The organism is Campylobacter sp. RKI_CA19_01116 (assembly GCF_025771405.1).
Taxonomy (GTDB): domain Bacteria; phylum Campylobacterota; class Campylobacteria; order Campylobacterales; family Campylobacteraceae; genus Campylobacter_D.
Window position 1 is genome coordinate 70,243 of sequence record NZ_JAKMQF010000003.1, and the last position, 21,580, is coordinate 91,822.

Annotated in this window: 27 protein-coding genes; 10 read left to right on the top strand and 17 right to left on the bottom strand. The window is 28.3% G+C overall.

The window, feature by feature from the left end; genetic code table 11:
- Nucleotides 1–2 precede the first annotated feature (2 nt).
- Both grpE and L8U41_RS03120 read right to left on the bottom strand, forming a co-directional pair.
- Entirely contained in the window at nt 3–512 is a 510-nt protein-coding gene (gene grpE / locus L8U41_RS03115; protein WP_263682148.1) for a nucleotide exchange factor GrpE, read from the bottom strand.
- Nucleotides 509–1,291, bottom strand: a complete 783-nt coding sequence (locus L8U41_RS03120; RefSeq protein ID WP_263678687.1) for an HrcA family transcriptional regulator — start codon at nt 1,289–1,291, stop codon at nt 509–511. Before L8U41_RS03120 ends, grpE begins: the two co-directional genes overlap by 4 nt.
- A gap of 240 nt (nt 1,292–1,531) precedes the next feature.
- Between L8U41_RS03120 and L8U41_RS03125 the strand changes: the two genes are divergently transcribed.
- On the top strand, nt 1,532–1,663 hold the full coding sequence (locus tag L8U41_RS03125) for a hypothetical protein (protein ID WP_256374638.1): 132 nt from the start codon (nt 1,532–1,534) through the stop codon (nt 1,661–1,663).
- Here the strand turns inward: L8U41_RS03125 and L8U41_RS03130 are convergent.
- Genes L8U41_RS03130 through L8U41_RS03150 form a run of 5 tightly spaced genes read right to left on the bottom strand, consistent with a single transcriptional unit; the run spans nt 1,652 to nt 6,116 of the window.
- A complete protein-coding gene (locus L8U41_RS03130; RefSeq protein ID WP_263706284.1) occupies nt 1,652–2,281 on the bottom strand; it encodes a hypothetical protein in 630 nt (209 codons plus the stop codon). The genes L8U41_RS03125 and L8U41_RS03130 overlap by 12 nt on opposite strands.
- Nucleotides 2,278–2,514, bottom strand: coding sequence for a hypothetical protein (locus L8U41_RS03135; RefSeq protein WP_263692475.1), 237 nt, complete (start codon nt 2,512–2,514; stop codon nt 2,278–2,280). The genes L8U41_RS03130 and L8U41_RS03135 overlap by 4 nt, the downstream gene beginning before the upstream one ends.
- Complete coding sequence (locus L8U41_RS03140) at nt 2,498–3,550, bottom strand: DHH family phosphoesterase (protein WP_263706288.1); 1,053 nt, start codon at nt 3,548–3,550, stop codon at nt 2,498–2,500. Before L8U41_RS03140 ends, L8U41_RS03135 begins: the two co-directional genes overlap by 17 nt.
- 9 nt (nt 3,551–3,559) lie before the next feature.
- Nucleotides 3,560–5,719 (bottom strand): flagellar biosynthesis protein FlhA, encoded by a 2,160-nt coding sequence (gene flhA, locus L8U41_RS03145; RefSeq protein ID WP_263678690.1) that lies wholly within the window; start codon nt 5,717–5,719, stop codon nt 3,560–3,562.
- A complete protein-coding gene (locus tag L8U41_RS03150; protein ID WP_263663184.1) occupies nt 5,712–6,116 on the bottom strand; it encodes an Rrf2 family transcriptional regulator in 405 nt (134 codons plus the stop codon). The genes flhA and L8U41_RS03150 overlap by 8 nt, the downstream gene beginning before the upstream one ends.
- A gap of 175 nt (nt 6,117–6,291) precedes the next feature.
- Between L8U41_RS03150 and rpsO the strand changes: the two genes are divergently transcribed.
- Nucleotides 6,292–6,564: a 30S ribosomal protein S15 gene (gene rpsO, locus L8U41_RS03155; protein WP_263678691.1), complete on the top strand. Its 273-nt coding sequence runs from the start codon at nt 6,292–6,294 to the stop codon at nt 6,562–6,564.
- A gap of 187 nt (nt 6,565–6,751) precedes the next feature.
- Here rpsO and L8U41_RS03160 read toward each other — a convergent pair whose 3' ends face one another.
- From L8U41_RS03160 to ilvC, 5 genes are read right to left on the bottom strand one after another with little or no spacing between them, the layout of a single operon-like run.
- Complete coding sequence (locus tag L8U41_RS03160; RefSeq protein WP_263678692.1) at nt 6,752–7,645, bottom strand: RsmB/NOP family class I SAM-dependent RNA methyltransferase; 894 nt, start codon at nt 7,643–7,645, stop codon at nt 6,752–6,754.
- Nucleotides 7,632–8,018, bottom strand: a complete 387-nt coding sequence (gene ruvX / locus L8U41_RS03165) for a Holliday junction resolvase RuvX (protein WP_263724832.1) — start codon at nt 8,016–8,018, stop codon at nt 7,632–7,634. Before ruvX ends, L8U41_RS03160 begins: the two co-directional genes overlap by 14 nt.
- Complete coding sequence (locus L8U41_RS03170) at nt 8,015–8,782, bottom strand: DNA-protecting protein DprA (protein WP_263727794.1); 768 nt, start codon at nt 8,780–8,782, stop codon at nt 8,015–8,017. Before L8U41_RS03170 ends, ruvX begins: the two co-directional genes overlap by 4 nt.
- Nucleotides 8,769–9,836, bottom strand: coding sequence for a divergent polysaccharide deacetylase family protein (locus L8U41_RS03175; protein ID WP_263727795.1), 1,068 nt, complete (start codon nt 9,834–9,836; stop codon nt 8,769–8,771). Before L8U41_RS03175 ends, L8U41_RS03170 begins: the two co-directional genes overlap by 14 nt.
- A 1-nt stretch (nt 9,837) precedes the next feature.
- A complete protein-coding gene (ilvC, locus tag L8U41_RS03180) occupies nt 9,838–10,860 on the bottom strand; it encodes a ketol-acid reductoisomerase (protein ID WP_263663178.1) in 1,023 nt (340 codons plus the stop codon).
- A 107-nt stretch (nt 10,861–10,967) separates the two neighbouring features.
- On the opposite strand from ilvC, the gene L8U41_RS03185 reads away from it, so the two are divergent.
- The 6 genes from L8U41_RS03185 to L8U41_RS03210 all read left to right on the top strand — a co-directional run bounded on the left by L8U41_RS03185 (nt 10,968) and on the right by L8U41_RS03210 (nt 15,827).
- A complete protein-coding gene (locus L8U41_RS03185) occupies nt 10,968–12,908 on the top strand; it encodes a VacB/RNase II family 3'-5' exoribonuclease (RefSeq protein ID WP_263727796.1) in 1,941 nt (646 codons plus the stop codon).
- On the top strand, nt 12,901–13,866 hold the full coding sequence (gene holA, locus L8U41_RS03190) for a DNA polymerase III subunit delta (RefSeq protein ID WP_263727797.1): 966 nt from the start codon (nt 12,901–12,903) through the stop codon (nt 13,864–13,866). The genes L8U41_RS03185 and holA overlap by 8 nt, the downstream gene beginning before the upstream one ends.
- Nucleotides 13,867–13,957: 91 nt before the next feature.
- Entirely contained in the window at nt 13,958–14,332 is a 375-nt protein-coding gene (gene rpsF / locus L8U41_RS03195) for a 30S ribosomal protein S6 (RefSeq protein ID WP_263663175.1), read from the top strand.
- A 3-nt stretch (nt 14,333–14,335) separates the two neighbouring features.
- Entirely contained in the window at nt 14,336–14,863 is a 528-nt protein-coding gene (locus L8U41_RS03200; protein ID WP_263663174.1) for a single-stranded DNA-binding protein, read from the top strand.
- A 10-nt stretch (nt 14,864–14,873) separates the two neighbouring features.
- Nucleotides 14,874–15,134, top strand: a complete 261-nt coding sequence (rpsR, locus tag L8U41_RS03205; RefSeq protein WP_039618521.1) for a 30S ribosomal protein S18 — start codon at nt 14,874–14,876, stop codon at nt 15,132–15,134.
- Between the two features lie 51 nt (nt 15,135–15,185).
- A complete protein-coding gene (locus L8U41_RS03210) occupies nt 15,186–15,827 on the top strand; it encodes a MarC family protein (RefSeq protein ID WP_263702075.1) in 642 nt (213 codons plus the stop codon).
- Here L8U41_RS03210 and L8U41_RS03215 read toward each other — a convergent pair.
- Genes L8U41_RS03215 through fliW form a run of 5 tightly spaced genes read right to left on the bottom strand, consistent with a single transcriptional unit; the run spans nt 15,809 to nt 18,356 of the window.
- Nucleotides 15,809–16,231, bottom strand: coding sequence for a hypothetical protein (locus tag L8U41_RS03215; RefSeq protein WP_263727798.1), 423 nt, complete (start codon nt 16,229–16,231; stop codon nt 15,809–15,811). The genes L8U41_RS03210 and L8U41_RS03215 overlap by 19 nt on opposite strands.
- Nucleotides 16,228–16,956 (bottom strand): prepilin-type N-terminal cleavage/methylation domain-containing protein, encoded by a 729-nt coding sequence (locus L8U41_RS03220; protein ID WP_263727799.1) that lies wholly within the window; start codon nt 16,954–16,956, stop codon nt 16,228–16,230. The genes L8U41_RS03215 and L8U41_RS03220 overlap by 4 nt, the downstream gene beginning before the upstream one ends.
- The gene (locus tag L8U41_RS03225; RefSeq protein WP_263727800.1) at nt 16,940–17,236 is read right to left on the bottom strand and encodes a hypothetical protein; all 297 of its coding nucleotides are present in this window, start codon (nt 17,234–17,236) and stop codon (nt 16,940–16,942) included. Before L8U41_RS03225 ends, L8U41_RS03220 begins: the two co-directional genes overlap by 17 nt.
- A complete protein-coding gene (locus tag L8U41_RS03230) occupies nt 17,233–17,961 on the bottom strand; it encodes a pyrroline-5-carboxylate reductase (RefSeq protein WP_263727801.1) in 729 nt (242 codons plus the stop codon). Before L8U41_RS03230 ends, L8U41_RS03225 begins: the two co-directional genes overlap by 4 nt.
- The gene (gene fliW / locus L8U41_RS03235) at nt 17,961–18,356 is read right to left on the bottom strand and encodes a flagellar assembly protein FliW (protein ID WP_263663168.1); all 396 of its coding nucleotides are present in this window, start codon (nt 18,354–18,356) and stop codon (nt 17,961–17,963) included. The genes L8U41_RS03230 and fliW overlap by 1 nt, the downstream gene beginning before the upstream one ends.
- 176 nt (nt 18,357–18,532) lie before the next feature.
- Here fliW and bamD point away from each other — a divergent pair, with 176 nt between their 5' ends.
- A complete protein-coding gene (gene bamD / locus L8U41_RS03240; RefSeq protein WP_263708143.1) occupies nt 18,533–19,189 on the top strand; it encodes an outer membrane protein assembly factor BamD in 657 nt (218 codons plus the stop codon).
- Nucleotides 19,189–21,567 carry an endopeptidase La gene (gene lon / locus L8U41_RS03245; protein WP_263702079.1) on the top strand — a complete coding sequence of 793 codons (2,379 nt, stop codon included), beginning with the start codon at nt 19,189–19,191 and terminating at the stop codon, nt 21,565–21,567. Before bamD ends, lon begins: the two co-directional genes overlap by 1 nt.
- Nucleotides 21,568–21,580 lie beyond the last annotated feature (13 nt).

Consider the following 21,580-nt stretch of genomic DNA (forward strand, 5'->3'; position numbering starts at 1 on the left):
TTTTATTTTGCAACACTAACTTTTGCTGATCTAATTACTCTATCATTCATCATATAGCCCTTTTGTAAAAGTTGGACAATATGATTGCTTTCATGATCAGCGCTTTCAACATGAAACATCGCTTCATGTAAATTTGGATCAAACTCACCATTTGCTTCTATTGCTTTAACCATATGTTTTTCAAGTTTTTTCAAAAGCAAGTCTAAAGTGTTTTGAACCCCTTCTTTTATTTTCAAACTTAATTCATCATTAGCTTCTACATTAATAGCCGCCTCTAATGCATCAACTACATCAAGCAAATCTTTAGCAAAACTTTCATTTGCATAAATTGTTGCTGCAATTTTTTCTTTTTCCATTCTTTTTTTGATATTTTCAAATTCAGCATTTGCTCTTAAATAAGTATCTTTTAACTCATTATACTCTGCTTGAAGTTTTTCTAATTCATTGTTTTGATTTTCTGAATTTTCCACTGCTTCTTCTTGCATTTGCTCATTTTGCTTTTCTTCGCTCACGCAGCCTCCTTTATAATATTTAACATTGTTTTAAAATCAGAATACACACTACCAGCAAAAACCACATTAGATTCTTTGCCTAAAAATGTACTCTTAAGCTTTAATCCCATAAAACCCTCTTCAAATAAAGGATCAAATTGCAATTTATCGTTAAAATAAAATCCAATTTGAGGAGATAAAAGCTTAGCAAATTCATCATTTTGATAAATTTGATAAGCTTTACTCTCATTATATCTATAATAAACCATAGCATCTTTTAACATAGCAATTTTTTCTAACAACTCTTTAAACTCAACTCTAAAAGCTAAATTTTCAATACTTTTTAGATCAAGCCCTATAAGTCTTTGTAAGAAAATTAAACTATCTTGACTAAATCTTAAAACCAACTCATTTTGTCCAAAATCAAGTATGATAAATTTATCATTAACCTTAGTAATATCTTGTAAAATAAGCTCATCACCACCATAAACTAAGGTATAAATTTCAAACTTATCAAGTAAAAACTCCAACAATGCAAGATCGTTAATCACAATCTCATCTTCGCAAAGTTGTTCATACCAATAAGCCTTCATAGCAGTAAAAGTTGGTATGCGACCACTGCTAATGTGAAGTTGTGTTAATACACCCTCATCACTTAATTTTTTAAAATAAACTCTTATAGTAGAAGCAGGTATGCTAACTTTATGATTTAACTCATTAGAACCCACAGGATTATTACCATCTAAATAGGTCTCAATGATGGTTTTTAAAATTAAATCTTTTTTACTATAAGACTTCACTATAAAACCTTAAATTTTTTATTTTAGCACTCAATGTTTTTAAGTGACAAGATAATTATACAACTTTAGTATAATAATGTCAAGTTATTTTTAAATAAAAATATTTAAAATTATTTAGTCTATATAACTAAAGTTTATTTAGCTATTTATATATAATATATAAAAATTTATTTTTCAGTTTTTTTAAAAGAAAAGATAATATAATTGCATCTAGCAATATTTTTTAAAAGGTTTATAACAATGAAAAATCTTACTTTAAGAGAAAAGCAAGATCTAGAAGCTTATGTGTTTTCTAATATAGAAAGAAAAAAAATGGCTTTAAGTAGAATTTTAAAATTATATTATTTAAGATTTTTTAGATTAGTTTTTTAATTTATATTTTTTCATACCCTCTTTTGTGAAAGATAAGTCCTTAAAATCAGGAGATGAGATTAACTCCATACAAGTTTTATCTAAATTTTCCATTCCGCTTATTTGCATACTAGCTTGCAAATTTTCATCTAAATATAAATCAAAAACTACACAAGCTTGATCATTAACCTTGTAAAGAATTTTTCCACCTTTTTTCTCATCTAGTTTATACGCTTGTAATTTATCATTTTTACTCATTTTTTTAATTTCATTTGCAAAAGATTGATGTAAGGTATAATAAATCATAAAATCACGCATTATGTTTTTAATATCAGCAATTTCTTTTCTTAGTTTTGATAAATCTTTAGTGTATAAGCTTATAAATTGCGTATTTAAGTACTCATTTAGACTTTTTTCGTTTAAATTTTCACATAATGGATAAATTTTAACCACAAAAGCCTTATCTTTAGCAAGTACTATATCCACACAAGCTTGTTTATTTTGTTTGTATTCTAAAAATAAAGCTTGACTTGAGCTTAAATTTAGCGTGTTTTGTTTATTGTAAGCAAAATCACTTAAATCTTCATAGATATTTGCATAAGAAAAAATTCCCGCAAAAAGCAATAATAAAATTTTCATTCAAATAAATCTTTATGATGATTTTTTAAGTACTCTACTACTTCTAAGATCTCATCAACTCCTTCTTTTTGAGTATTTTGACAAACCTCATCAATACAATCAATATAAAGTCCAATTGCTTTTTCTAATTTTACTCTTTTTACCCCAGCAAACAAAAGCATTGCCTCTAAAACTATACTTAATTCATATTGTAAATTTTCTATTTCTTCTTTAAAATCATGATTTGTTTTCATTATTTTCCTTTAATTCTTTGCTTTTAATTAAATCTACAAATTGTGCTTTTATAAAATCATAGTTAGAGCTATCTTTATACGCAGCGAACAATCCACCGCTAGCATTTTTATGCCCTCCTCCATTGACCAAACTCTTAGCCATCAAACTCACATCGATTTTATTATTTGCTCTAAAACTTAAGGTTTTTCTTGAACTAAGATCAACGAAAAAATCAAAATCAGGATTTTGCATTAAAAAATCATTTCCAATTACGGAAGTATTGCCTATATTTGAAGTTAATAAACCTTTACTTCCTTTATAAAATACACTAAATTTTTCTTTATTTACACTTAGTTTTTCTACTACGAATTTAGAAATTAAATTACTTAAAGTATCATCATTTTCTTTTTTGAAAAAAGATTTTTTTAAGCCATGCAAATCATCATCTAAATTAATATGAGCATTTTTTTGATGAATGTATTTTCTACAAACATCAAAAAGATAAAAAAGATATTTGATATTTTCTTGTGCAAACATTACTCTATTGATTTCTTTTGCTCCAGAAACCATACCAAGCAGTACTTTTCCAAGTTCAAAATTCTCATCTTCACTCAACCAAATATCTACTGCATTTACCACATCTACAAATTCTGACAAAGCCTTATTTTCGCCATAACATTTACTAAAAAAATCATAAACAATCTTAGTAGCACATCTTTTATCATCTAAAAAATACCAAGGATATTTTTGCATACATTCTAAGCCACTTTGATGATGATCTAAAAGTAACAGTTTGATTTTTTTGCCTTCTATAGCTTTTTGAAAATCTTCACATTGACTTAAAGTTAAATTTAAATCCGTGATTAAAATCACAAATTCTTCATTAGGATTTTGTTTTAAATCTTCCTCTATATTTTTAAAAATCACATTAAAATTTTCATTAATCTCTTTACCATAATTAGAATTATAAAAATAACAATTCTTAAAATAAAAATCTAGCACATACTGACAAGCATAGCCGTCTAAATCTGTATGTGAAAGATGATAAATTTTCATATTTTTCCTTTATAAATTATCAACTTTTATGATACCTTCTGTTTCAAATTTGGTATTTTCTGCAATCTCAGCAAAACTCAAAACCGTAATATTAATACCAAAATTAGAACAAATATCAGCAATAAATTTTCTAAGTTGCGGCTCAACACAAAGCAAGAAAGGTTTAATTCTTGTATTTGCTACACTTGCAAGTTCAGCTTTTAAAGCTTCTACTAAAGCGCCAGTTTGAGCTACATTTATCATTAAATGATACGAACCATCTTTAAACTGCACATGCTCCATTAATTTTGCAGCCGCAGCTGCATCAAAAATATAAAAGCTAATTTGCCCTTTTTCATCCACATATAAATTTGTAATTGCTCTTGCTAAAGAAGCTCTTACATGCTCAATAATCATATCCAAACTCTTACTTACTTCAGCTATATCACTAATTGATTCTAAAATTGTAAGCATATCTTTAATAGGAATATGCTCTTTAAGTAAAGCTTTTAAAACTTTTTGAATCAAACCTATACTAGCAACTCTTAAACAATCATCTACTACGATAGGATAATCATTTTTGATTTTATCTAATAAATTTTGAACCTCTTGTTTAGTTAAAAGTTCTGAAGCATTGGCTTTTATAAGCTCGCTCATATGGGTTGAAATCACACTTGCTGGATCAATTACAATATAACCATTTAGCGTTGCCTCATCTTTTAAAGATGATTCTATCCATAAAGCATCAGAATTAAAAGCAGGTTCTTTAGTAGCTATACCTTCGATAGGTTCAGTTATAAAACCACTATCCATAGCCAGATATTTATCTGGATAAATTTCAGCACTAGCTATACCCACACCTTTGAGCTTGAAAGTATATTCATTAGGCTTTAATTGTAAATTATCTCTAATTCTAATTTTTGGCATTAAAAAACCTAAACTTTGAGCTATATTGCGTCTTGTTGATCTAATACGCTCTGTTAATTCACTTTCTGCTAATTTAATAAGTCCATAACCTAATTCTAATTCTAAAATTTCTAATTTTAAAATATCTGTGATTTTGTTTTCTTCTTCTTTTAAAATTTCTTCCTCGCTGCGTTTTTGAGGTTTAGCTTGCTCTTGCTCATCAGCTTCTTGAGATTTTTTAGCCGAAATTGTATTGATTTGAATTTTACCTTCTTGCACTTGTTTTATCATATAACCAAGACCCAAAAACACCAAAGCCATAAAACCCAAAGAAAAATGCGGTAAACCAGGTACTAAAGCAAAAATAAATAAAACAAAACCTACAATTAATAGTGTTTTGTATTCTCCTAAAAGCTGATTAATAGAACCTTCAGCAAAATTATCCTCATCTTTACTAGCACGCGTAATGATAATTGCAGTTGCTGTTGAAGTGATAAGCCCAGGAATTTGAGAAACAAGTCCATCACCTATTGTTAATATAGTATAAGTTGAAGCACATTCTCCAAGCTCCATATCATGCTGAAAATAACCTATCATAAACCCGCCAATTAAATTTACAATGGTGATAATAATCCCAGCAACAGCGTCCCCTTTTATAAATTTAGAAGAACCATCCATTGCTCCATAAAAATTTGCTTCGGCTATAATTTCTTGGCGTCTTGCGCGTGCAGTTTTTTCATCAATCAAACCTGCATTTAAATCCGCATCAATAGCCATCTGCTTACCTGGCATTGCATCAAGGGTAAATCTTGCTTGAACCTCAGAAACCCTTGTACTACCTTTGGTTACAACCATAAAATTAATCAAAACCAAAATACAAAAAACAACCATACCTATAACATAATTGCCACCAACAACAAATTCACCAAAACTTGCCACTATATCACTAACAGCTGCTGGACCTTGATGACCCTCACTCAAAATCATACGCGTTGTAGCAATATTAAGTGAAAGCCTAAAAAGTGTGATGATCAAAATCAACGTTGGAAAAGTTGTTAAATCCGTAGGCTTTGGTATATACAAAGAAATTAAAATAATTAAAACTGAAATGGCAATACTTAAAGCAAGAAAAAAGTCTAAAACTATACTTGGTAAAGGCACTATAATAATTGCTAAAATTGCAATAATTACGGCTACTATAGTTAAACTTTTTGCCTTTAAAATAGGCGCAACAAGTGGAGCAACCCAAGGCAACACTAAGCTAAAAATATCTCTTTTAGCCATTATTTTGAATAATATCCTCTAAGGTAATAGAAACTAAAAAATCATCGATTTTATTTTGAAGTTTCACTAAAACTGGCATAATTTTGCAATTATCCTCTTTTTGAGAAGGACAAATTCCATTGCTACATTCAAAAACATTAATAGATTTTTTCTCTACGCTATTGATAATTTCTTTTAAAGTGTATTCACTTGGCTGCTTAATAAGCGCAAAACCACCCTTAGCTCCCTTGTAAGACTTCAAAAGTGCATCTTTAGCAAGAGCTTGTAAAATTTTTGCTAAAAAACTTTTAGGTATATCTAAGACATTTGACATAGTATCTACATCTTGTGGTTCTTGGGATTTTGCTATATGAATTAAAGATAATAAAGCATATTCGCTAGCTTTGGTAAATAACATTTGTTCCTTTCAAGTTATAAATAAAATATATTATTGGTTATTAATAAAAATTTTTATTATATCAAAAATAAGTATCGATAAATATTAAATTTCATATTTTTTAAATTTCAGCATTCTTTTTGGTTTTTTAGTTATAATTACACTTTTTATTTAAATACCGCTCAGGAGGTCTATTATGGCTTTAGATTCGGCTAAAAAAGCAGAAATAGTTGCAAAATTTGCTAGAAAAGAAGGAGACACGGGTTCTCCAGAAGTTCAAATCGCACTTTTAAGTGCAAGAATTTCAGATTTAACAGAACATTTAAAAATCTACAAAAAAGATTTTTCTTCTCGTTTAGGTCTTTTAAAGCTTGTTGGTCAAAGAAAAAGACTTTTATCTTATCTAAAAAGAAAAGATTATCAAGTTTATTCTAAATTAATTAGCGAATTAAATTTAAGAGATAAATAAGCTTCGTGCTTATTTATCTTTATATATTTTTTATTACATTTATTTACTACTACTTTAATTTAAGTTTTCAAAATTTCATCGTTTTATTCACAAGAGTTTCACAGTGTGAATTTACCTTCTAAGCACCTAAAAATAGCACTTTAAGTTTTAAACTAAAAACATTTTTCACATTTAATTTTATTAATTTTTAATATTTTTTCACTTTTGCTATAAAAAACCCATCTGCATAGTCATCTGGTAAAACTCTTTTAGCAAATGATAAATCAAATTCATCACTCTTTGCACATATAAAATCAACATTAATCAAATTAAAATCAAGCAATTCTAATTTAAAATTTTCATTTCTTAATGCATTTTCTAAAACTGCTTCATTTTCTTCTCTTAAAAATGTACAAGTGCTATATACTAATTCTCCGCCATGTTTTAAAGCTAATAATGCTGAATGCAAAAGCTTTTTTTGCAAATTTGCAATTTGCTTAATTTCTTTTGTGTTTTTTTGGATTTCAAAACCCATTTTTGCAAAAGTTGAGCAAGGTGCATCAAGTAAAATTTTATCAAATTTCAAAGGACAAGCCTTGCCTATAATGCGTGCGTCTTTTAAGAAACATTTTGCAATTTTAACTTGATAATTTTCCATAGTTTTTTTTAAGGTAAAAAAACGTGTTTTAGATAATTCACAACTTGCTAAATAACCCTCATTTTGCATAAAATTAGCTAAATTTAGACTTTTTCCACCAGGAGCTGCACACATATCCAATACACTCTCACCAGCTTTAACACCCAAAGTTTTAGCGCATAAATACGAAGAATAATTTTGTATATAAAACTTACCCTCATTAAAAGCTTTCATTGAGCTTAGTTTGCTTTTGAAGATACATGGAATTTTATAACAATATAGATCAATTTTTTCAAATTCTATATTTTCATTATTTAAAATTTCTTCTAATTCATCATTATCAACAAGCAAGGAATTTCTAAAAATATTAATATATTTTTCTTGATTAAAACTTTGAAGGATTTGTTCTTTTTGCTCTTTTGTATAAATTTCATCTAAAGTTGTATTTAAATCAAGTAAGGCCATAAAAATCCTTTAAAAACAAATACGCAGCTAAAGAATCAAGTTTGCCATCTTTTTTCTTTAAATTCACCATGCCAAGTTCTTGTGCATTTTTAGAACTAAAACTCTCATCGACAAAAAAAACTTCTTTGTCAAAATCAAGTAAAGATATAAAATGCTCTATTCTTTTTCGCATTTCATCTTCACTAGATCCACCTAAAGGAATTCCTACTACTAAAGTATTTACATCATACTCTTTGATGCACTTTTTTACCTCATTTGCTGCTTGGTTACGGTTTTTTCTAATAATAGCTTCAAGCGGCATAGCTATACTTTTATTAACACACAAAGCAACACCAATACGCTTTAAGCCTATATCTAATGCTAAAGTTTTCATAAGCAAGATCTTATTTTCACTCCAAATATTTCTACTAAACCCTCAAGTTCATACTCATAAACTCTATCGCCAAATTTTTTCAAAACTTTTTCTAAATCGTCTTCATGTTTTAAAAAACTTAACAAATCATCTTCACTTTGCTCATAATGAAGCTCTCCAAACATTTTTGCAAATTCATCAAAATCATGAATTAAATTTGCCTTTTTTGTAGCTAAAAGCAAATTTGTTCCTTCGCTTTCATTTTTCCTATGAGGTAATACATATATAGGTTTATTCATACCTAAAGCAAGTCTTGCACTTTGCATAGAACCACTTTTTAAATCAGCTTGAGCTATTATAACAACCTCGCTTAAAGCAATAATAAGTCTATTTCTTAATAAAAAATCATAGGGTTTTGCCTTGTAATTTCCTTCATTTTCACTTAAGGCTAATGCATTTTCATAAATATTTAAAATTTCATTTGTGTTTGCTTTTGGATAAATCTCATCAAGCCCATTAGCAAATATAGCTATGGTTTGAGGGTAAGCTATTTTAGCTGCTTGGATATCAACCCCCAAAGCCCCGCCACTTACCACACAAACCTTAGCTTTTTTTAACAAAGTCACCAATTCAACAAGACAATTTTTGGTATAAACACTCATTTTTCTAGAACCTATAACAGCTACTTTTCTAGCATTTAAAAGCTCTAAATTACCTTTATAATAAATCTTTGAAGGCGGATTTAAAAGATTTTTAAAATCTTCAATATTCTCAATAAATTTCATTTAAATACACAAGCTCAACTGAATTTAGCAATTCTTTACTTTGCACCAAGGCTTTAAAAGTCTTTTCTCTTGGATGACCAATAGCAATAGCAAAACCTTTCTTTTTTGCCTCTTCTACTGCTTGTCTGAGTTGGTTTTTAATATATGCTATATCATCTTCATTATCCAAAAAAACATCTCTAGCTATATAAGGTTGTTCAAAATGACTTACTAAATTTTTAGCTTTAGAATTTCCTATAGTTCTTGAATCTACAAAAATAAAATCATTTTGTTTAAAGGCGCTAAATAATTTTTCCATAGCCTGCTTATTTGCAGTAAATAAACTTCCTGTGTGGTTGTTAATAAATTTTACTTTTGGAAATTGCTCTTTTACAAAAGCTATGCGCTTGCTTATTTTTTGCATATCATCACTAGGGTGTAAAGTGTTTAATTCTGCCTTGTCATATTTTATAGCAGCAAGAGGCAAATGCACCATAAAAAAGTCAAAATCCTTTGCAAACTCAGCTGTATAAGGATGACGTTTATCAGGTGGAAAAAAAGATGGGATTAATTTTAAATTTGTTTTTTTAAGCATATCTACATGAGTGTGACTTGCCATATCATCTATGATAATTGCTAGACGAGGCTTGGTATTTTTTTGCACTAGGGTTTGAGTTTTATTATCCTCGTTTTTATCTGATATATTTTGCTCTTTATTGATTGATTCTTTGCTTGCATTTTGATCTATTACTTTTAAAATTAAAGTTTGATTATCCTCTTTAGTTTGATTTAACTCTGTATTTACAGGGTTTAAATTTAAAATTTCACTAATATTTTTATCTAAAAATTCTAATTTTTCATTTTCTAAAGTCAAATTTATATCATTAAAACTAAAATTATTTTCTTGTTCTTTTGTAGGTGGTAATGGTTCTTTTTTAACTATGGTTTGATTATAGTCTAAGGTTTTATTTTCTTCTTTTTTTAAAAACAAAGCTCCAAATGCAAAAAGAAAAATTCCAAACACAACCAAACAAAGTGCTAAAAGCACTTTGTATTTTTTATTTATAGTTTTCAAATTAGTTTTTATCTTTATCAACTAATTTTTTAGCACTAATCCAAGGCATCATAGCGCGAAGTTCGCGTCCTGTTTTTTCTATCAAAGAATCATTCATTAATTTACGCTCTGCATGCATTCTTGCAAAATTTGCTCTTCTTTCTAAGATAAAATCTTTAGCAAAACTTCCATTTTGTATGTCTTTTAAAACACCTTTCATAGCCACTTTAGTTTCTTTGGTAATAATCTTAGGTCCTGTGATATAATCTCCATATTCAGCAGTATTAGAAACAGAATATCTCATATCAGCAATACCACCTTGATAAATCAAATCCACAATTAATTTCATTTCATGCAAACACTCAAAATACGCCATTTCAGGCTCATACCCTGCTTCAACTAAGGTTTCAAAACCAGCTTGGATTAAAGCACTAAGTCCTCCACAAAGTACTGCTTGTTCGCCAAACAAATCTGTTTCAGTTTCAGCTTTAAAAGTTGTTTCTATAATACCTGTTCTACCACCGCCTATAGCACTAGCATAACTTAAAGCTAAATTTTTAGCATTTTTACTCTCATCTTGGTGGATAGCAATTAAACAAGGAGTACCCCCACCTATACTAAATTCATGCCTTACAGTATGACCCGGAGCTTTAGGAGCTATCATAATCACATCTATACCTTTTGGAGCAACAATTTGTCCATAATGAATATTAAATCCATGTGCAAATGCTAAAGTTTTACCTGCTTTTAACTCAGGTTTAATTTCCTCATTAAAAATTTCACTTTGAATTTCATCAGGAGCTAAAATCATAATCAAATCTGCTTCTTTAGTAGCTTCTTTTACACTTTTTACTATAAAATTTGCTTTTTGAGCTTTTGCCCAACTTTGCCCACCCTCTTTTAAGCCTATGATAACATCTACACCACTATCTCTTAAATTCATAGCATGAGCATGACCTTGAGAGCCAAAACCTATAATAGCTACTTTTTTTGATTTTATTAAATTAATATCACAATCTTTATCATAATAAATTGATACAGCCATTATGCACTCCTAAAATTAAAATTAAAGCAAAGATTATAACTAAAAAATATAAATTTAATCCTTTTATGATAAAATTTAAGTTTTGAAAAATTACTATAAAGAGTCTTATGAAAGAATTATTTAATCAACTAAGTTATGGTCTAAATGCCAATGAAATTTCCAATAAAAACAAGCAAATCATTAGAGAATTATTAACTTGTGATATTATTAAATTTTATAAAAATAAATACTATTTAAAAGATGGCTTTACTTTTGGTAAGATTGATATTTCTGTTAATGGAACGGGATTTTTAGAAAGTTTTGATCCTGCTTTTAAGCGTGATTTACTCATAGAAAATAAAAATTTAAAAGGAGCAAATTATGCTGATATAGTTGTGGCAAAATTACTCCCTCTTAAAAAAAAGCGCCCAAGCGCTAAAGTTATTTTTATACTTAAAAGAGCCCACGAAACTTCTTTGGTTATGACTAAAAAATACGGAGAAGCAGTCCTTGGAGTAAATATTCAAACAGGACTTACATGTGTCTTAAAAGCCTCTCAAAAATCTTTAAAAGCTCTGCCTTTAGGAACTATTTTAAAAATAGAAAATCATGATAATAATATCACTGAAGTGATAGGGCATATTGATGATGATTTTGTTGATGAAAAAATTTCCTTAGCACTTTTTAATAAAAATGCAATTTTTGATAATTTATGTGAAAATGAAGCAAAAGCTTATGGAGATAAAGTTGATGCAAGTATGTATCCATCAAGAAAAGATCTTAGAAATTTAAATTTTTGCACCATTGATCCAATTGATGCAAAAGATTTTGATGATGCAATTTATTATGATAAAAATGAACATGCCATTTATATAGCCATAGCTGATGTAAGCGCTTATGTGCATGCTTATAGTGCTATTGACAAAGAAGCAAGATCAAGAGGCTTTTCGATTTATTTTCCTCATATTGCCATACCTATGTTGCCAAGAGCTTTGAGTGAAAATATTTGCTCACTAAAACCTAATGAAGATAGGTTAGCATTTTGTTTTAAAATAAGTTTAGATCAAAACAATGAAGTGATTAAAGAAGAGCTTTTTGAGGCTATTATCAACTCAAAACGCCGTTTTAATTATGATGAAGTTGATGAGTATTTACAAACGCAAGAAGATTTAGGTGCGATTAACTGGCTTTATGAAGTTTTTAAAATCACTCAAAATTTACGCAAAAAACGTCTAAAAAATGCTTGTGAGTTTAAAACCCAAGAGCTAAGAATGACTTTAGATGAAAATAACAAACTCATAAAAACACGCCTTGAAAATGACACAGCCTCACATAATTTAATCGAAGATTGTATGCTTTTAGCCAATAAAGCTGCAGCAAAACTCATTGATATAGGAGTTTTTAGAAATCACTTAAGTCCTGATTATAAAAAAATAGATCAATTACTAGCTGATCTTTCAACACTTAGTATAGATATTAATCCTAAAAATAATGTCATAGAATTATTTAAAGACATTCAAGTCTTAGCAAATGAGCTAGATATAAGAGAAGAAGTAGATAAGCTCATCATCAAAGCACAAAAAAAGGCAGAATATTCTAGTGAAAATGCGGGACATTTTGGCTTAGGTTTTGATAAATATACCCATTTTACAAGTCCTATTAGAAGGTATTCTGATCTTATTTTACATAGACTTTTAAAAGCCAAAATCAACAATGATGAAAAAATGTTTAATTATTTACTTTTAAATATACAAAGTACTTGTGAGGAATTAAGCTTACTAGAAAGAGAGGCGGATAAAGTTGCTTGGCATTTCATGGATAGAAAATTTGCAAGATGGGCAAAAGAAAATATAGGAAAAAGATTTAAGGCTTTGGTGGTAGAAAATCAAAGTTCATTACAAGTAAAATTAAATGATGAAATTAAAGGAGCTTTGATTACCATCATAGGTTCAAGGGCAAATTTATTAGAAAATGTAGAAGTAGAAATCACTGAAGTAGATATTGTTAGTGCTAAAATTTTTGGCAAAATTACCAAGCATTTTAGTTTAGAAAGAAACCAAAATGTATAAAAATCAACTCCAAAGCTTACTTAATAGCAATAGTTTTCCTAATTATTTCTTACTTTATGGAGCGGATAATTTCCAAATAGAGCTTTATGCTAAATTTATTAAAGACAAATACTCTTTTGATGAGAGTTTAAGATTTTATTTTGAAGAATATGATTTTAAGCAAGCCCATGATTATTTATCTAGTGCTTCTTTATTTAGTGAAAGAAAACTGCTAGAAATCAAAACTCAAAAGAAAATCCCAAGCAAAGAACTCAAACAACTTTTACAGCTTTGTCAAAATTCGCAAGATAATTATTTTTTACTTGAAATTTATGATGAAAGCTCCAAACAAAGCGAAGCGGAAAAAATTTTTGCTAATAATTTTTGTAGATTTTATAAAGTAAATTCAGCCAAAGAAGGTATGGAATTACTAGCTTTAAAAGCCAAAGAATTAAATATTAACATCACTCAAAATGCCCTCTATGCTCTTTTTTATAATTTTAATGAGAATTTGTATTTAGCAGCTAATGAGTTAAATAAATTTAGCGGTTTAAATATCGATGAAAAAATTATTCAAGAGCATTGTTATAGCTTAAGTACTATTAGCTTTGAAAGTTTTTTTGATAAATTAATGCAAAAACAAGATTTAAGAAACGAATTTGAAAATATTTTAGAAAATTATAATGAAATAGCACTGATTAACGCCTTATATGCAAATTTTTCTAGACTTTTTAAAATTGCATTACATGTTAAAATTTATGGAAATTTAGACTTAAAAGAAATTTTAGGCTATGCCCCGCCTATTTCTGTGACACAAAATCTTCAAAAACAAGCTCTTGTGATCAAAATATCACAATATAAACATATCTTTTTAACACTTTGTAATTGCGAATATGAATTAAAAAAGAATTCTAAAATAGAAAAAAAAGAGTTTTTAATCGCAACACTTTTACAACTTAGCTCCATATTAAAAAGTTAAATTAAGAAAACTTATGGTAAAATAAAATTTGCATTTTATGCAAAATCCTTGCCTAAAAATTTTAGGCTTTATATCCATAAGGAGAAATTAAATGAGACATTATGAAGTTTTATTCATATTAAAACCGACACTTACAGAAGAAGAAGTAAGTGCTAAGTTGGAATTCGTAAAAGAAGTCCTTACAAAAAATGGCGCAGAAATTGAAAGCGTAGTTCCAATGGGAACAAGAAAACTTGCGTATAAAATTAAAAAATACGAAAGAGGAACTTATTTTGTGATTTATTTCAAAGCTCCTACAAATTTAATAGCAGAGCTTGAAAGGGTATTAAGAATCACTGAAGAAGTAATTAGATTTTTAATCGTAAAATATGAAAATAAAAAAGAAATTGCAGCTTGGGAAAAACTAAGCAAAGGTATCAAACAAAATAAAAAAGAAATCAAAGCTAGTGAAAATACAGAAGGCTAATTAATGTTTAATAAAGTCGTTTTAGTAGGTAATCTTACAAGGGATATAGAGATGCGCTATGCTCCATCAGGTAGCGCGATAGGCTCTTCTGCTATAGCTGTAACAAGAAGATTTAGTACAAATACAGGAGAAAAAAGAGAAGAAACCTGCTTTATCGACATTAGTTTTTTTGGTAGAACAGCAGAGATTGCTAATCAATACCTTAACAAAGGTAGTAAAGTTTTAATTGAAGGTCGTTTGAGATTTGAGCAGTGGAGCGATCAAAATGGACAAAATAGATCAAAACACAGCATTCAAGTTGAGAATTTAGAAATGCTAGGTTCAACTGTACAAAATAACCAACAAAACAATTTTGACAATCAAAATTATGGCTATAATCAAAATTTTAACCAACAACAAAGTTTTGATCCTTATGCTCAAGTACAAACTAGAACAAACCCATCTAATACTTATCAAAATCCTCAAAAGGAAGCTCCTATGAAGGAAATTGATATTGATAAATATGATGATGATACAGAATTACCATTTTAAAGGAAAAAACATGGCAGAAAAAAGAAAATATTCACGTAAATATTGCAAATATACAGAAGCTAAAGTTGATTTCATAGACTATAAAGATACAGCATTGCTAAAACATGCTTTATCAGAAAGATTTAAAATCATGCCACGCCGTTTAACAGGTACTAGCAAAAAACACCAAGAAATGGTTGAAGTTGCTATTAAACGTGCAAGACATGTAGCACTTATCCCTTATATCGTAGATAGAAAAGAAGTTGTTACTAATCCTTTTGAAGGACTATAATTATTAAATCAATCCCAAGCTTAAAAGCTTGGGAAAATAAAAGGTTGTCTTATGTTTTCAGATATAGAATCTGAAATTTATGCTATTTTACTTGCTTCTGTTGCTATTATAGCAGTCTTAAATCCTTTTGGAAATCTTCCACAATTTATCGCAATGACTGAGGGCTTAGATGCTGATACGAGAAAAAAACTTTTTAGAAATATCATTTATACTGCATTTTGTATTGTTTTAGTTTTTTTACTTTCTGGACCGTTTATTATGAAATATTTATTTAAAATAGATATTAATGATTTACGAGTTGCGGGTGGTTTGATTTTAATCATTATGAGTACTAAAAACTTACTTTTTACTCCATCAAGTTCTCAATTTCAACATTATCAAGGATTAAGTCATAAAGAATTATTGAAAAAAAGTATAGTTCCAATGGCATTTCCTATGCTAGTAGGACCTGGAACACTTTCAACGATAGTGGTTATTTCAGAAGATCAAAATTTAACTATAGCTATAGCTTCTGTACTACTTACCTTTGCTTTTATTTTTGCTTTATTTCACTTTTCAGCTACCATTGAAAAAGTCATAGGAAAACTTGTACTTTATGTTTTTTCACGTATTGCTTTAGTTTTTATTATGGCTATGGGGGTAAAAATGATAGCCATTGGAGTTCAAACTTACATTCAATCTAATTTAGGATAAACAAAAAAACTTTTTTGTAAAAACACTTCTTCATTTACCGCTTTATTACCATTTAGTAACACACTAATATTTACAGCTATAATGCTTTTTGCATTAACATCATTTGCTATCAATTTATATTCTTTACACTCACCTAAAGGATAAGCATAATCAATTCGTATTTTTATATTATTATATTCAAAATTATATTCATTTAAACATTCTTTACCCTCTAAATAGGCTTGATATAAAAAATATTTAGAAAGCTCTTTTGTATCATAAAGCAAAATCTTTCCTTGAGTATAAAGAGTTAAATCTTTCATAATTCTTGGAGAATATGAAGAAATTTTTATTATAAATACCATAACAAAAGAGATAAATAAAATAAAAGATATTGTATAAACCATAGCAAACGATTTTTTCATAAAAACATCCACTTAAATAAACATTCATTTTGACTTTTATCGCATATTAAAACTTTTAGCGCCTTATCATCTTGCTTGAAAATAAGCTTTGAAATATTTTGAGCTAGTAAAAAAGATCGTTTGTTATGATTTAAATCATCTATTTGCATATAAATATTTTCATTTTCTAAATATACTCTAACATAAGCATATAAAATAGTATAAAATCCACTAAATTTCTCATTATTAAAATGGATTTTCTCTCTATCATTCACTAATGCTTTATAAATTTTTGAATTTTTTATATCATAAAAATACATATAATCATTAGCATATATTTTTAACTTTTTTTCGCTATGGATATCTTTATAATTACTTAAAATTCCTTTAGAATTTCCATTTTCTATAAAATGTAAATTGCTTTTTGGACTAAAAAAACTTTCATTGTTTTCTAAAATAATGCCACTAAAGTTTAATTTTTTCAATGATACATCATAAAAAATATCATCATTTGCACTCATATAGCACTCAAAAGAACTACTTGTCAATGTCGCATTTAAACAAGAATGATAAATTTTTTCCATACTAAGCAAAGTTTGATTTAAATTTAAAAATACTGTGTTGGAATTTTTAATTTTGTAACTATGATTATAAAGATGTATAGCCGGATTGCTTAAGATAACAATCAATACACCCAAGAGAACAAGGCTTAGCACAAGCTCTAATAAACTAAAAGCTTTTTTCATCTATAAAGGCTTCTTTATAGGATAAATCTTTTATTTTTAAAGATTTGAGTTTAAACTCATCACTAGTGTATTCTAAAAAGTTATAAGTATTTATATTTACTTCTTTTGTTTTATATGAGGGATTTTGCATAAATAATTCTTTTTCTTCATTAAAAAGGATTTGATTTTGCCATATAATATTTAAAGATTTATTTGCAAATATAAGATAATAATATCCAAAAACAAAAGATAAAATTACAATACAAAAAGCAAGCTCTAGGAGACTAAAAGCTTGCTTCATTTGTTTAAACTTACATTAAAAGCTTCAAAAAAAGCACCGCGCAAAGCTCTTTTTTCTAAAGCCTCAACTCCTCTTATAGTCACTCCTGCTGGAGAACAAATTTTTTCTTTAATAATAGCAGGATGTGTATGATTAAATAAAGCACTAAAGCTTTCAAAACAAGCACGAGTAAGCTCATAACTAAGCTCATTTTTTAGACCATTTTTCACACCTGCATTTGCTAAACTTTCTGCTACCAAAGCCAAAAACGCAGGAGCGCAGCCACTTAAAACCATAGCCACATCAAATTCTTTTTCATTTTGCAAACCTATGGTTTTACCAAAAGTATTTAACAAAGATAAAATTTCATCTTTATATAAATCATTTTCCATCAAATACGCAGTCGCTGAGGCTTTAAATTCAGCTGCTGTATTTGGCATGATTTTTATATAATTTTGCGCATTAACACAATGAAGTTGCTCAAAAGTAGTATTTGCTAAAACTGAAATAAGCCATCTTGCCTTGCCTTTTAATTTAATAGCTACTTCTTCTAAAGCATAAGGTTTAAATGCTAAAATAACATTTTTATCTTCTAAATCAAATTCTTCATAAGATAAAACTTCTAAATTTAAGCTACTAGCTTTTTTTAAATCCCTAGCAACAATAACTACTTTATAAGTATCTTTTAAACCTTTAGCTATAGCACTTGCCATAGCGCCATTTCCTAAAATATAAATTTCAGACATTATTTTGCTTGTTTAATAAAAGCTGAAATCTTTTCAGATTGAAAATAATTAGGATATTTGCTTGTATCTAAAATCACTTGTACTAAAGAATTATTATCATAATTCATCACAACAGGTGCTAAAAAATTAACCGTAGATTCTTCTAATGGCTCATTAATAGCGACAATAACAAATACACCAAAATTAGTTTGTTCATTTAAAGCTAATAATTCTTGATAATAATCAGGTACTTCAAAATCATAATCAGGACGGATCATATAAGGATCAATCATCACAAAAGAAAAATCTTTACCATCAAGGCTTTTAAGTCTATAAAAAACCTCATCTATTTTATAAAAGTTCATATTTTTGGTATCTTCAAACCCCAAAATAGGACATTTAACCTCTAAGTTCATTTTGCCTCCTAAAATCTATTGACTAAGAAATTACAACTCATAAAGCAATTTTAGTTCCAACTTTTTAAATTATGCTAATTAAAACTTTTTGATTATAATTTTAATTCAAAAATTAACATTTTCATAAACATAAAAACACTATAATTATAAACTATATAAATTTATAAGGTAACATCATGAAAAAACTTTTTATTTTTTCGTTTATTATCGCAGGTTTATTTTTAGGGGCATGCAGCTCAAAAAAAGCCGAAGATTTGTATAATCTAAGTTCGATGGAATGGTATCAACAAATTATAAAAGATTTACAAGAAAAAAATCTTGAAGCAGCTGATAAACATTATACTTCAATGGCAGCTGAACATATAGCTGATCCATTATTAGAACAAACTTTGCTTATATTGGCTCAAGCTCACATTAGTGAAGAAGAGTATGAAATGGCAAATTTTTATCTTGATGAATACTTAAATAAATTTGGTGATTCACAAAATGTAGCTTATATAAGATATTTAAAAATCAAAGCCAAATTTGACTCTTTTGCTGTTCCAAATCGTAATCAAGCACTAATGTTAAAAACAATAGAAGAAATCAAAGAATACAATCAAAGCTATCCTAATGTGCAATATAATGATTTAATTGACACCATGCTTACTAAATTTAATCTTGCGGTTTTTTACCTTGATACCAGCATAGCAGAGTTATATCATAAAAAAAATAGAGAGCAAAGCTATGAGATTTATAAGCAAAAAATAGAAAATTCCGATTTTAATAAAATCGATATGATTAAACCAGAACTTCCATGGTATAGAAAAATATTTGAAGAAGGTATAATGTAATGAAATTAGAAAACACTCAAAACTATCCAACAAAACTTCCTGTTCTTGTGGAAGATGAGCTTTTTTTATACCCTTTTATGATAACACCAATTTTTTTAAATGATATGCAAAATATCAAAGCCTTAGATACTGCTTTACAAAATGAAAGTATGATTTTTGTAGCACCATCTAAGATTGAAGGTGGACGTGGTTTTGATGAAATTTATGATTGTGGGGTTATTGGAACCATTATGAGAAAAGTTCCATTGCCTGATGGTAGAATTAAAATTTTATTTCAAGGTTATGCCAAAGCTAAGATAGTTGAAAAAATTTCAGATGACCCCTTACTTGCTCTAGTTGATTTAATCCACCAAGAACCATTATGCAGCACAAAAAAAGAAGCAATCATCGAAGTAGTAAGAGAAAAAGCTAAAGCTTTATCTACCGTGAGTCATTATTTTCCACCCGATCTTTTAAGAACCATAGAAGAAGATGTCGAGCCTGGTAGAATTTGTGATTTAATACTAAATTCCATTAAAATCAAAAAACAACAAGCGTATGAATTTTTCATCGAAACTAACTTAGAAACCAAGCTTTTAAATTTAATTGATTATTTAGCTAAAGAAATTGAAGCAAATAAAATTCAAAAAGAAATCAAAAACAAAGTTCATTCTAAAATAGATAAAGTCAATAAAGAATATTTCCTAAAAGAACAGCTCAAGCAAATTCAAAGAGAGCTTGGAAGTGACATACAAAAAGAAAGCGAAGTAGAAGAATATAATAAAAAATTAGAAAAGAAAAAAGCTTTTATGTATGAAGAAGCTTATAAAGAAATCAAAAAACAAATTCAAAAATATGAAAGAATTCATCAAGATAACTCAGAAGCCTCTATGGTGCAAACTTACATAGAAACGGTTTTAGATATACCTTTTGAGCACTCCTCAAAGAAAAAACTAAATTTAAAAGATGTATCTTTACAACTCAATAGTGATCACTATGCCCTAGAGAAACCAAAAGAACGTATTGAAGAATATTTTGCAGTAAAAGAGCTTTTAGAAAAACGCAAAATTAAAGATAGAGATGGTGCAAAAGTTATCTTGTGTTTAGTTGGACCTCCAGGTGTTGGTAAGACTTCTTTGGCAAATTCAGTCGCAAAAGCATTAAAAAGAGAATTAGTACGCATAGCTTTAGGCGGTTTAGAAGATGTAAATGAATTAAGAGGGCATAGAAGAACCTATATAGGAGCTATGCCAGGACGCATTATACAAGGACTTATAGAAGCTAAACAAAGTAATCCTGTAGTAGTGCTTGATGAGATTGATAAACTAAGTCGCAACCATAGAGGAGATCCAAGTGCAGTTTTGCTTGAAATCTTAGATCCTGAACAAAATACTAAATTTAGAGATTATTACCTAAATTTCAACATCGATTTAAGTAAAATCATTTTCATAGCCACAGCAAATGATGCAAGTTTAATCCCACCTGCTTTAAAAGATAGAATGGAATTTATAGAGCTTAGCTCTTACACCCCTCAAGAAAAATTCCAAATAGCTAAAAACTACCTCATACCTGATGAAATAAAAAAACATGGTCTTAAAGAAAAAGAAATTAGCTTTGATGATGAAGCCATAGAATTAATAGTCAGTGAATATACTAGAGAATCAGGTGTAAGAAATTTAAGAAGAAAGATTGCTGAAGTTTGCAGAAAATGCGTTAAAAAACTTCTTTTAGAGGAAAATACTAAACACATTCAAATTAATACTGAAAATTTAAAAGATTTTTTAAACAAAAAAGTCTTTGAAATAGAAAAACATGAAAAAGAAAATAAAATCGGTCAAGTAAATGGACTTGCATGGACTGCAGTGGGTGGAGATGTTTTAAAAATAGAAGCTATTAAAATCAAAGGCAAAGGCGAGTTAACTCTTACAGGAAGTTTGGGTGATGTTATGAAAGAATCAGCAAAAATTGCTCAAAGTCTTATTAAAAATTTAATTGATGAAGAACAAATCAAAACACCAAAAAATCTTTTTTATAAAAAAGATGAAAGCATTTACAATCAATACAATCTTCATATTCATGTTCCAGATGGCACAACACCAAAAGATGGGCCAAGTGCAGGTATAACAATCACCACAGCTATTGCCTCTATTTTTAGTGACAAAAAAGTAAGATCTGATGTTGCAATGACAGGAGAGATTGACTTAATGGGCAATGTTTTACCAATAGGTGGTTTAAAAGAAAAATTAATCGCTGCTTATAAAGCTGATATTAAAACAGCTATTATTCCACATAAAAACTACGAAAGAGATTTAAAAGATATCCCAGAGGAAGTAGTAAAAAATATGAAAATAATTGGGGTAAAAACTTTAAATGAAGTATTAAAAATAGCTCTTGTGTAAAAACTAGAAGCTT

What these genes read in the sequence shown, in the direction of transcription:
- rpsR (WP_039618521.1), top strand. Translation starts at nt 14,874, where the DNA reads ATGGCAGAAAAAAGAAAATATTCACGTAAATATTGCAAATATACAGAA.
- flhA (WP_263678690.1), bottom strand. Translation starts at nt 5,719, where the DNA reads ATGGCTAAAAGAGATATTTTTAGCTTAGTGTTGCCTTGGGTTGCTCCA.
- L8U41_RS03210 (WP_263702075.1), top strand. Translation starts at nt 15,186, where the DNA reads ATGTTTTCAGATATAGAATCTGAAATTTATGCTATTTTACTTGCTTCT.
- ilvC (WP_263663178.1), bottom strand. Translation starts at nt 10,860, where the DNA reads ATGGCTGTATCAATTTATTATGATAAAGATTGTGATATTAATTTAATA.
- bamD (WP_263708143.1), top strand. Translation starts at nt 18,533, where the DNA reads ATGAAAAAACTTTTTATTTTTTCGTTTATTATCGCAGGTTTATTTTTA.
- L8U41_RS03220 (WP_263727799.1), bottom strand. Translation starts at nt 16,956, where the DNA reads ATGAAAAAAGCTTTTAGTTTATTAGAGCTTGTGCTAAGCCTTGTTCTC.
- L8U41_RS03150 (WP_263663184.1), bottom strand. Translation starts at nt 6,116, where the DNA reads ATGTTATTTACCAAAGCTAGCGAATATGCTTTATTATCTTTAATTCAT.
- rpsO (WP_263678691.1), top strand. Translation starts at nt 6,292, where the DNA reads ATGGCTTTAGATTCGGCTAAAAAAGCAGAAATAGTTGCAAAATTTGCT.
- L8U41_RS03140 (WP_263706288.1), bottom strand. Translation starts at nt 3,550, where the DNA reads ATGAAAATTTATCATCTTTCACATACAGATTTAGACGGCTATGCTTGT.
- L8U41_RS03230 (WP_263727801.1), bottom strand. Translation starts at nt 17,961, where the DNA reads ATGTCTGAAATTTATATTTTAGGAAATGGCGCTATGGCAAGTGCTATA.
- L8U41_RS03185 (WP_263727796.1), top strand. Translation starts at nt 10,968, where the DNA reads ATGAAAGAATTATTTAATCAACTAAGTTATGGTCTAAATGCCAATGAA.
- ruvX (WP_263724832.1), bottom strand. Translation starts at nt 8,018, where the DNA reads ATGAAAACTTTAGCATTAGATATAGGCTTAAAGCGTATTGGTGTTGCT.
- L8U41_RS03160 (WP_263678692.1), bottom strand. Translation starts at nt 7,645, where the DNA reads ATGGCCTTACTTGATTTAAATACAACTTTAGATGAAATTTATACAAAA.
- rpsF (WP_263663175.1), top strand. Translation starts at nt 13,958, where the DNA reads ATGAGACATTATGAAGTTTTATTCATATTAAAACCGACACTTACAGAA.
- L8U41_RS03130 (WP_263706284.1), bottom strand. Translation starts at nt 2,281, where the DNA reads ATGAAAATTTTATTATTGCTTTTTGCGGGAATTTTTTCTTATGCAAAT.
- L8U41_RS03135 (WP_263692475.1), bottom strand. Translation starts at nt 2,514, where the DNA reads ATGAAAACAAATCATGATTTTAAAGAAGAAATAGAAAATTTACAATAT.
- L8U41_RS03200 (WP_263663174.1), top strand. Translation starts at nt 14,336, where the DNA reads ATGTTTAATAAAGTCGTTTTAGTAGGTAATCTTACAAGGGATATAGAG.
- L8U41_RS03125 (WP_256374638.1), top strand. Translation starts at nt 1,532, where the DNA reads ATGAAAAATCTTACTTTAAGAGAAAAGCAAGATCTAGAAGCTTATGTG.
- lon (WP_263702079.1), top strand. Translation starts at nt 19,189, where the DNA reads ATGAAATTAGAAAACACTCAAAACTATCCAACAAAACTTCCTGTTCTT.
- holA (WP_263727797.1), top strand. Translation starts at nt 12,901, where the DNA reads ATGTATAAAAATCAACTCCAAAGCTTACTTAATAGCAATAGTTTTCCT.
- fliW (WP_263663168.1), bottom strand. Translation starts at nt 18,356, where the DNA reads ATGAACTTAGAGGTTAAATGTCCTATTTTGGGGTTTGAAGATACCAAA.
- L8U41_RS03215 (WP_263727798.1), bottom strand. Translation starts at nt 16,231, where the DNA reads ATGAAAAAATCGTTTGCTATGGTTTATACAATATCTTTTATTTTATTT.
- L8U41_RS03225 (WP_263727800.1), bottom strand. Translation starts at nt 17,236, where the DNA reads ATGAAGCAAGCTTTTAGTCTCCTAGAGCTTGCTTTTTGTATTGTAATT.
- L8U41_RS03170 (WP_263727794.1), bottom strand. Translation starts at nt 8,782, where the DNA reads ATGAAATTTATTGAGAATATTGAAGATTTTAAAAATCTTTTAAATCCG.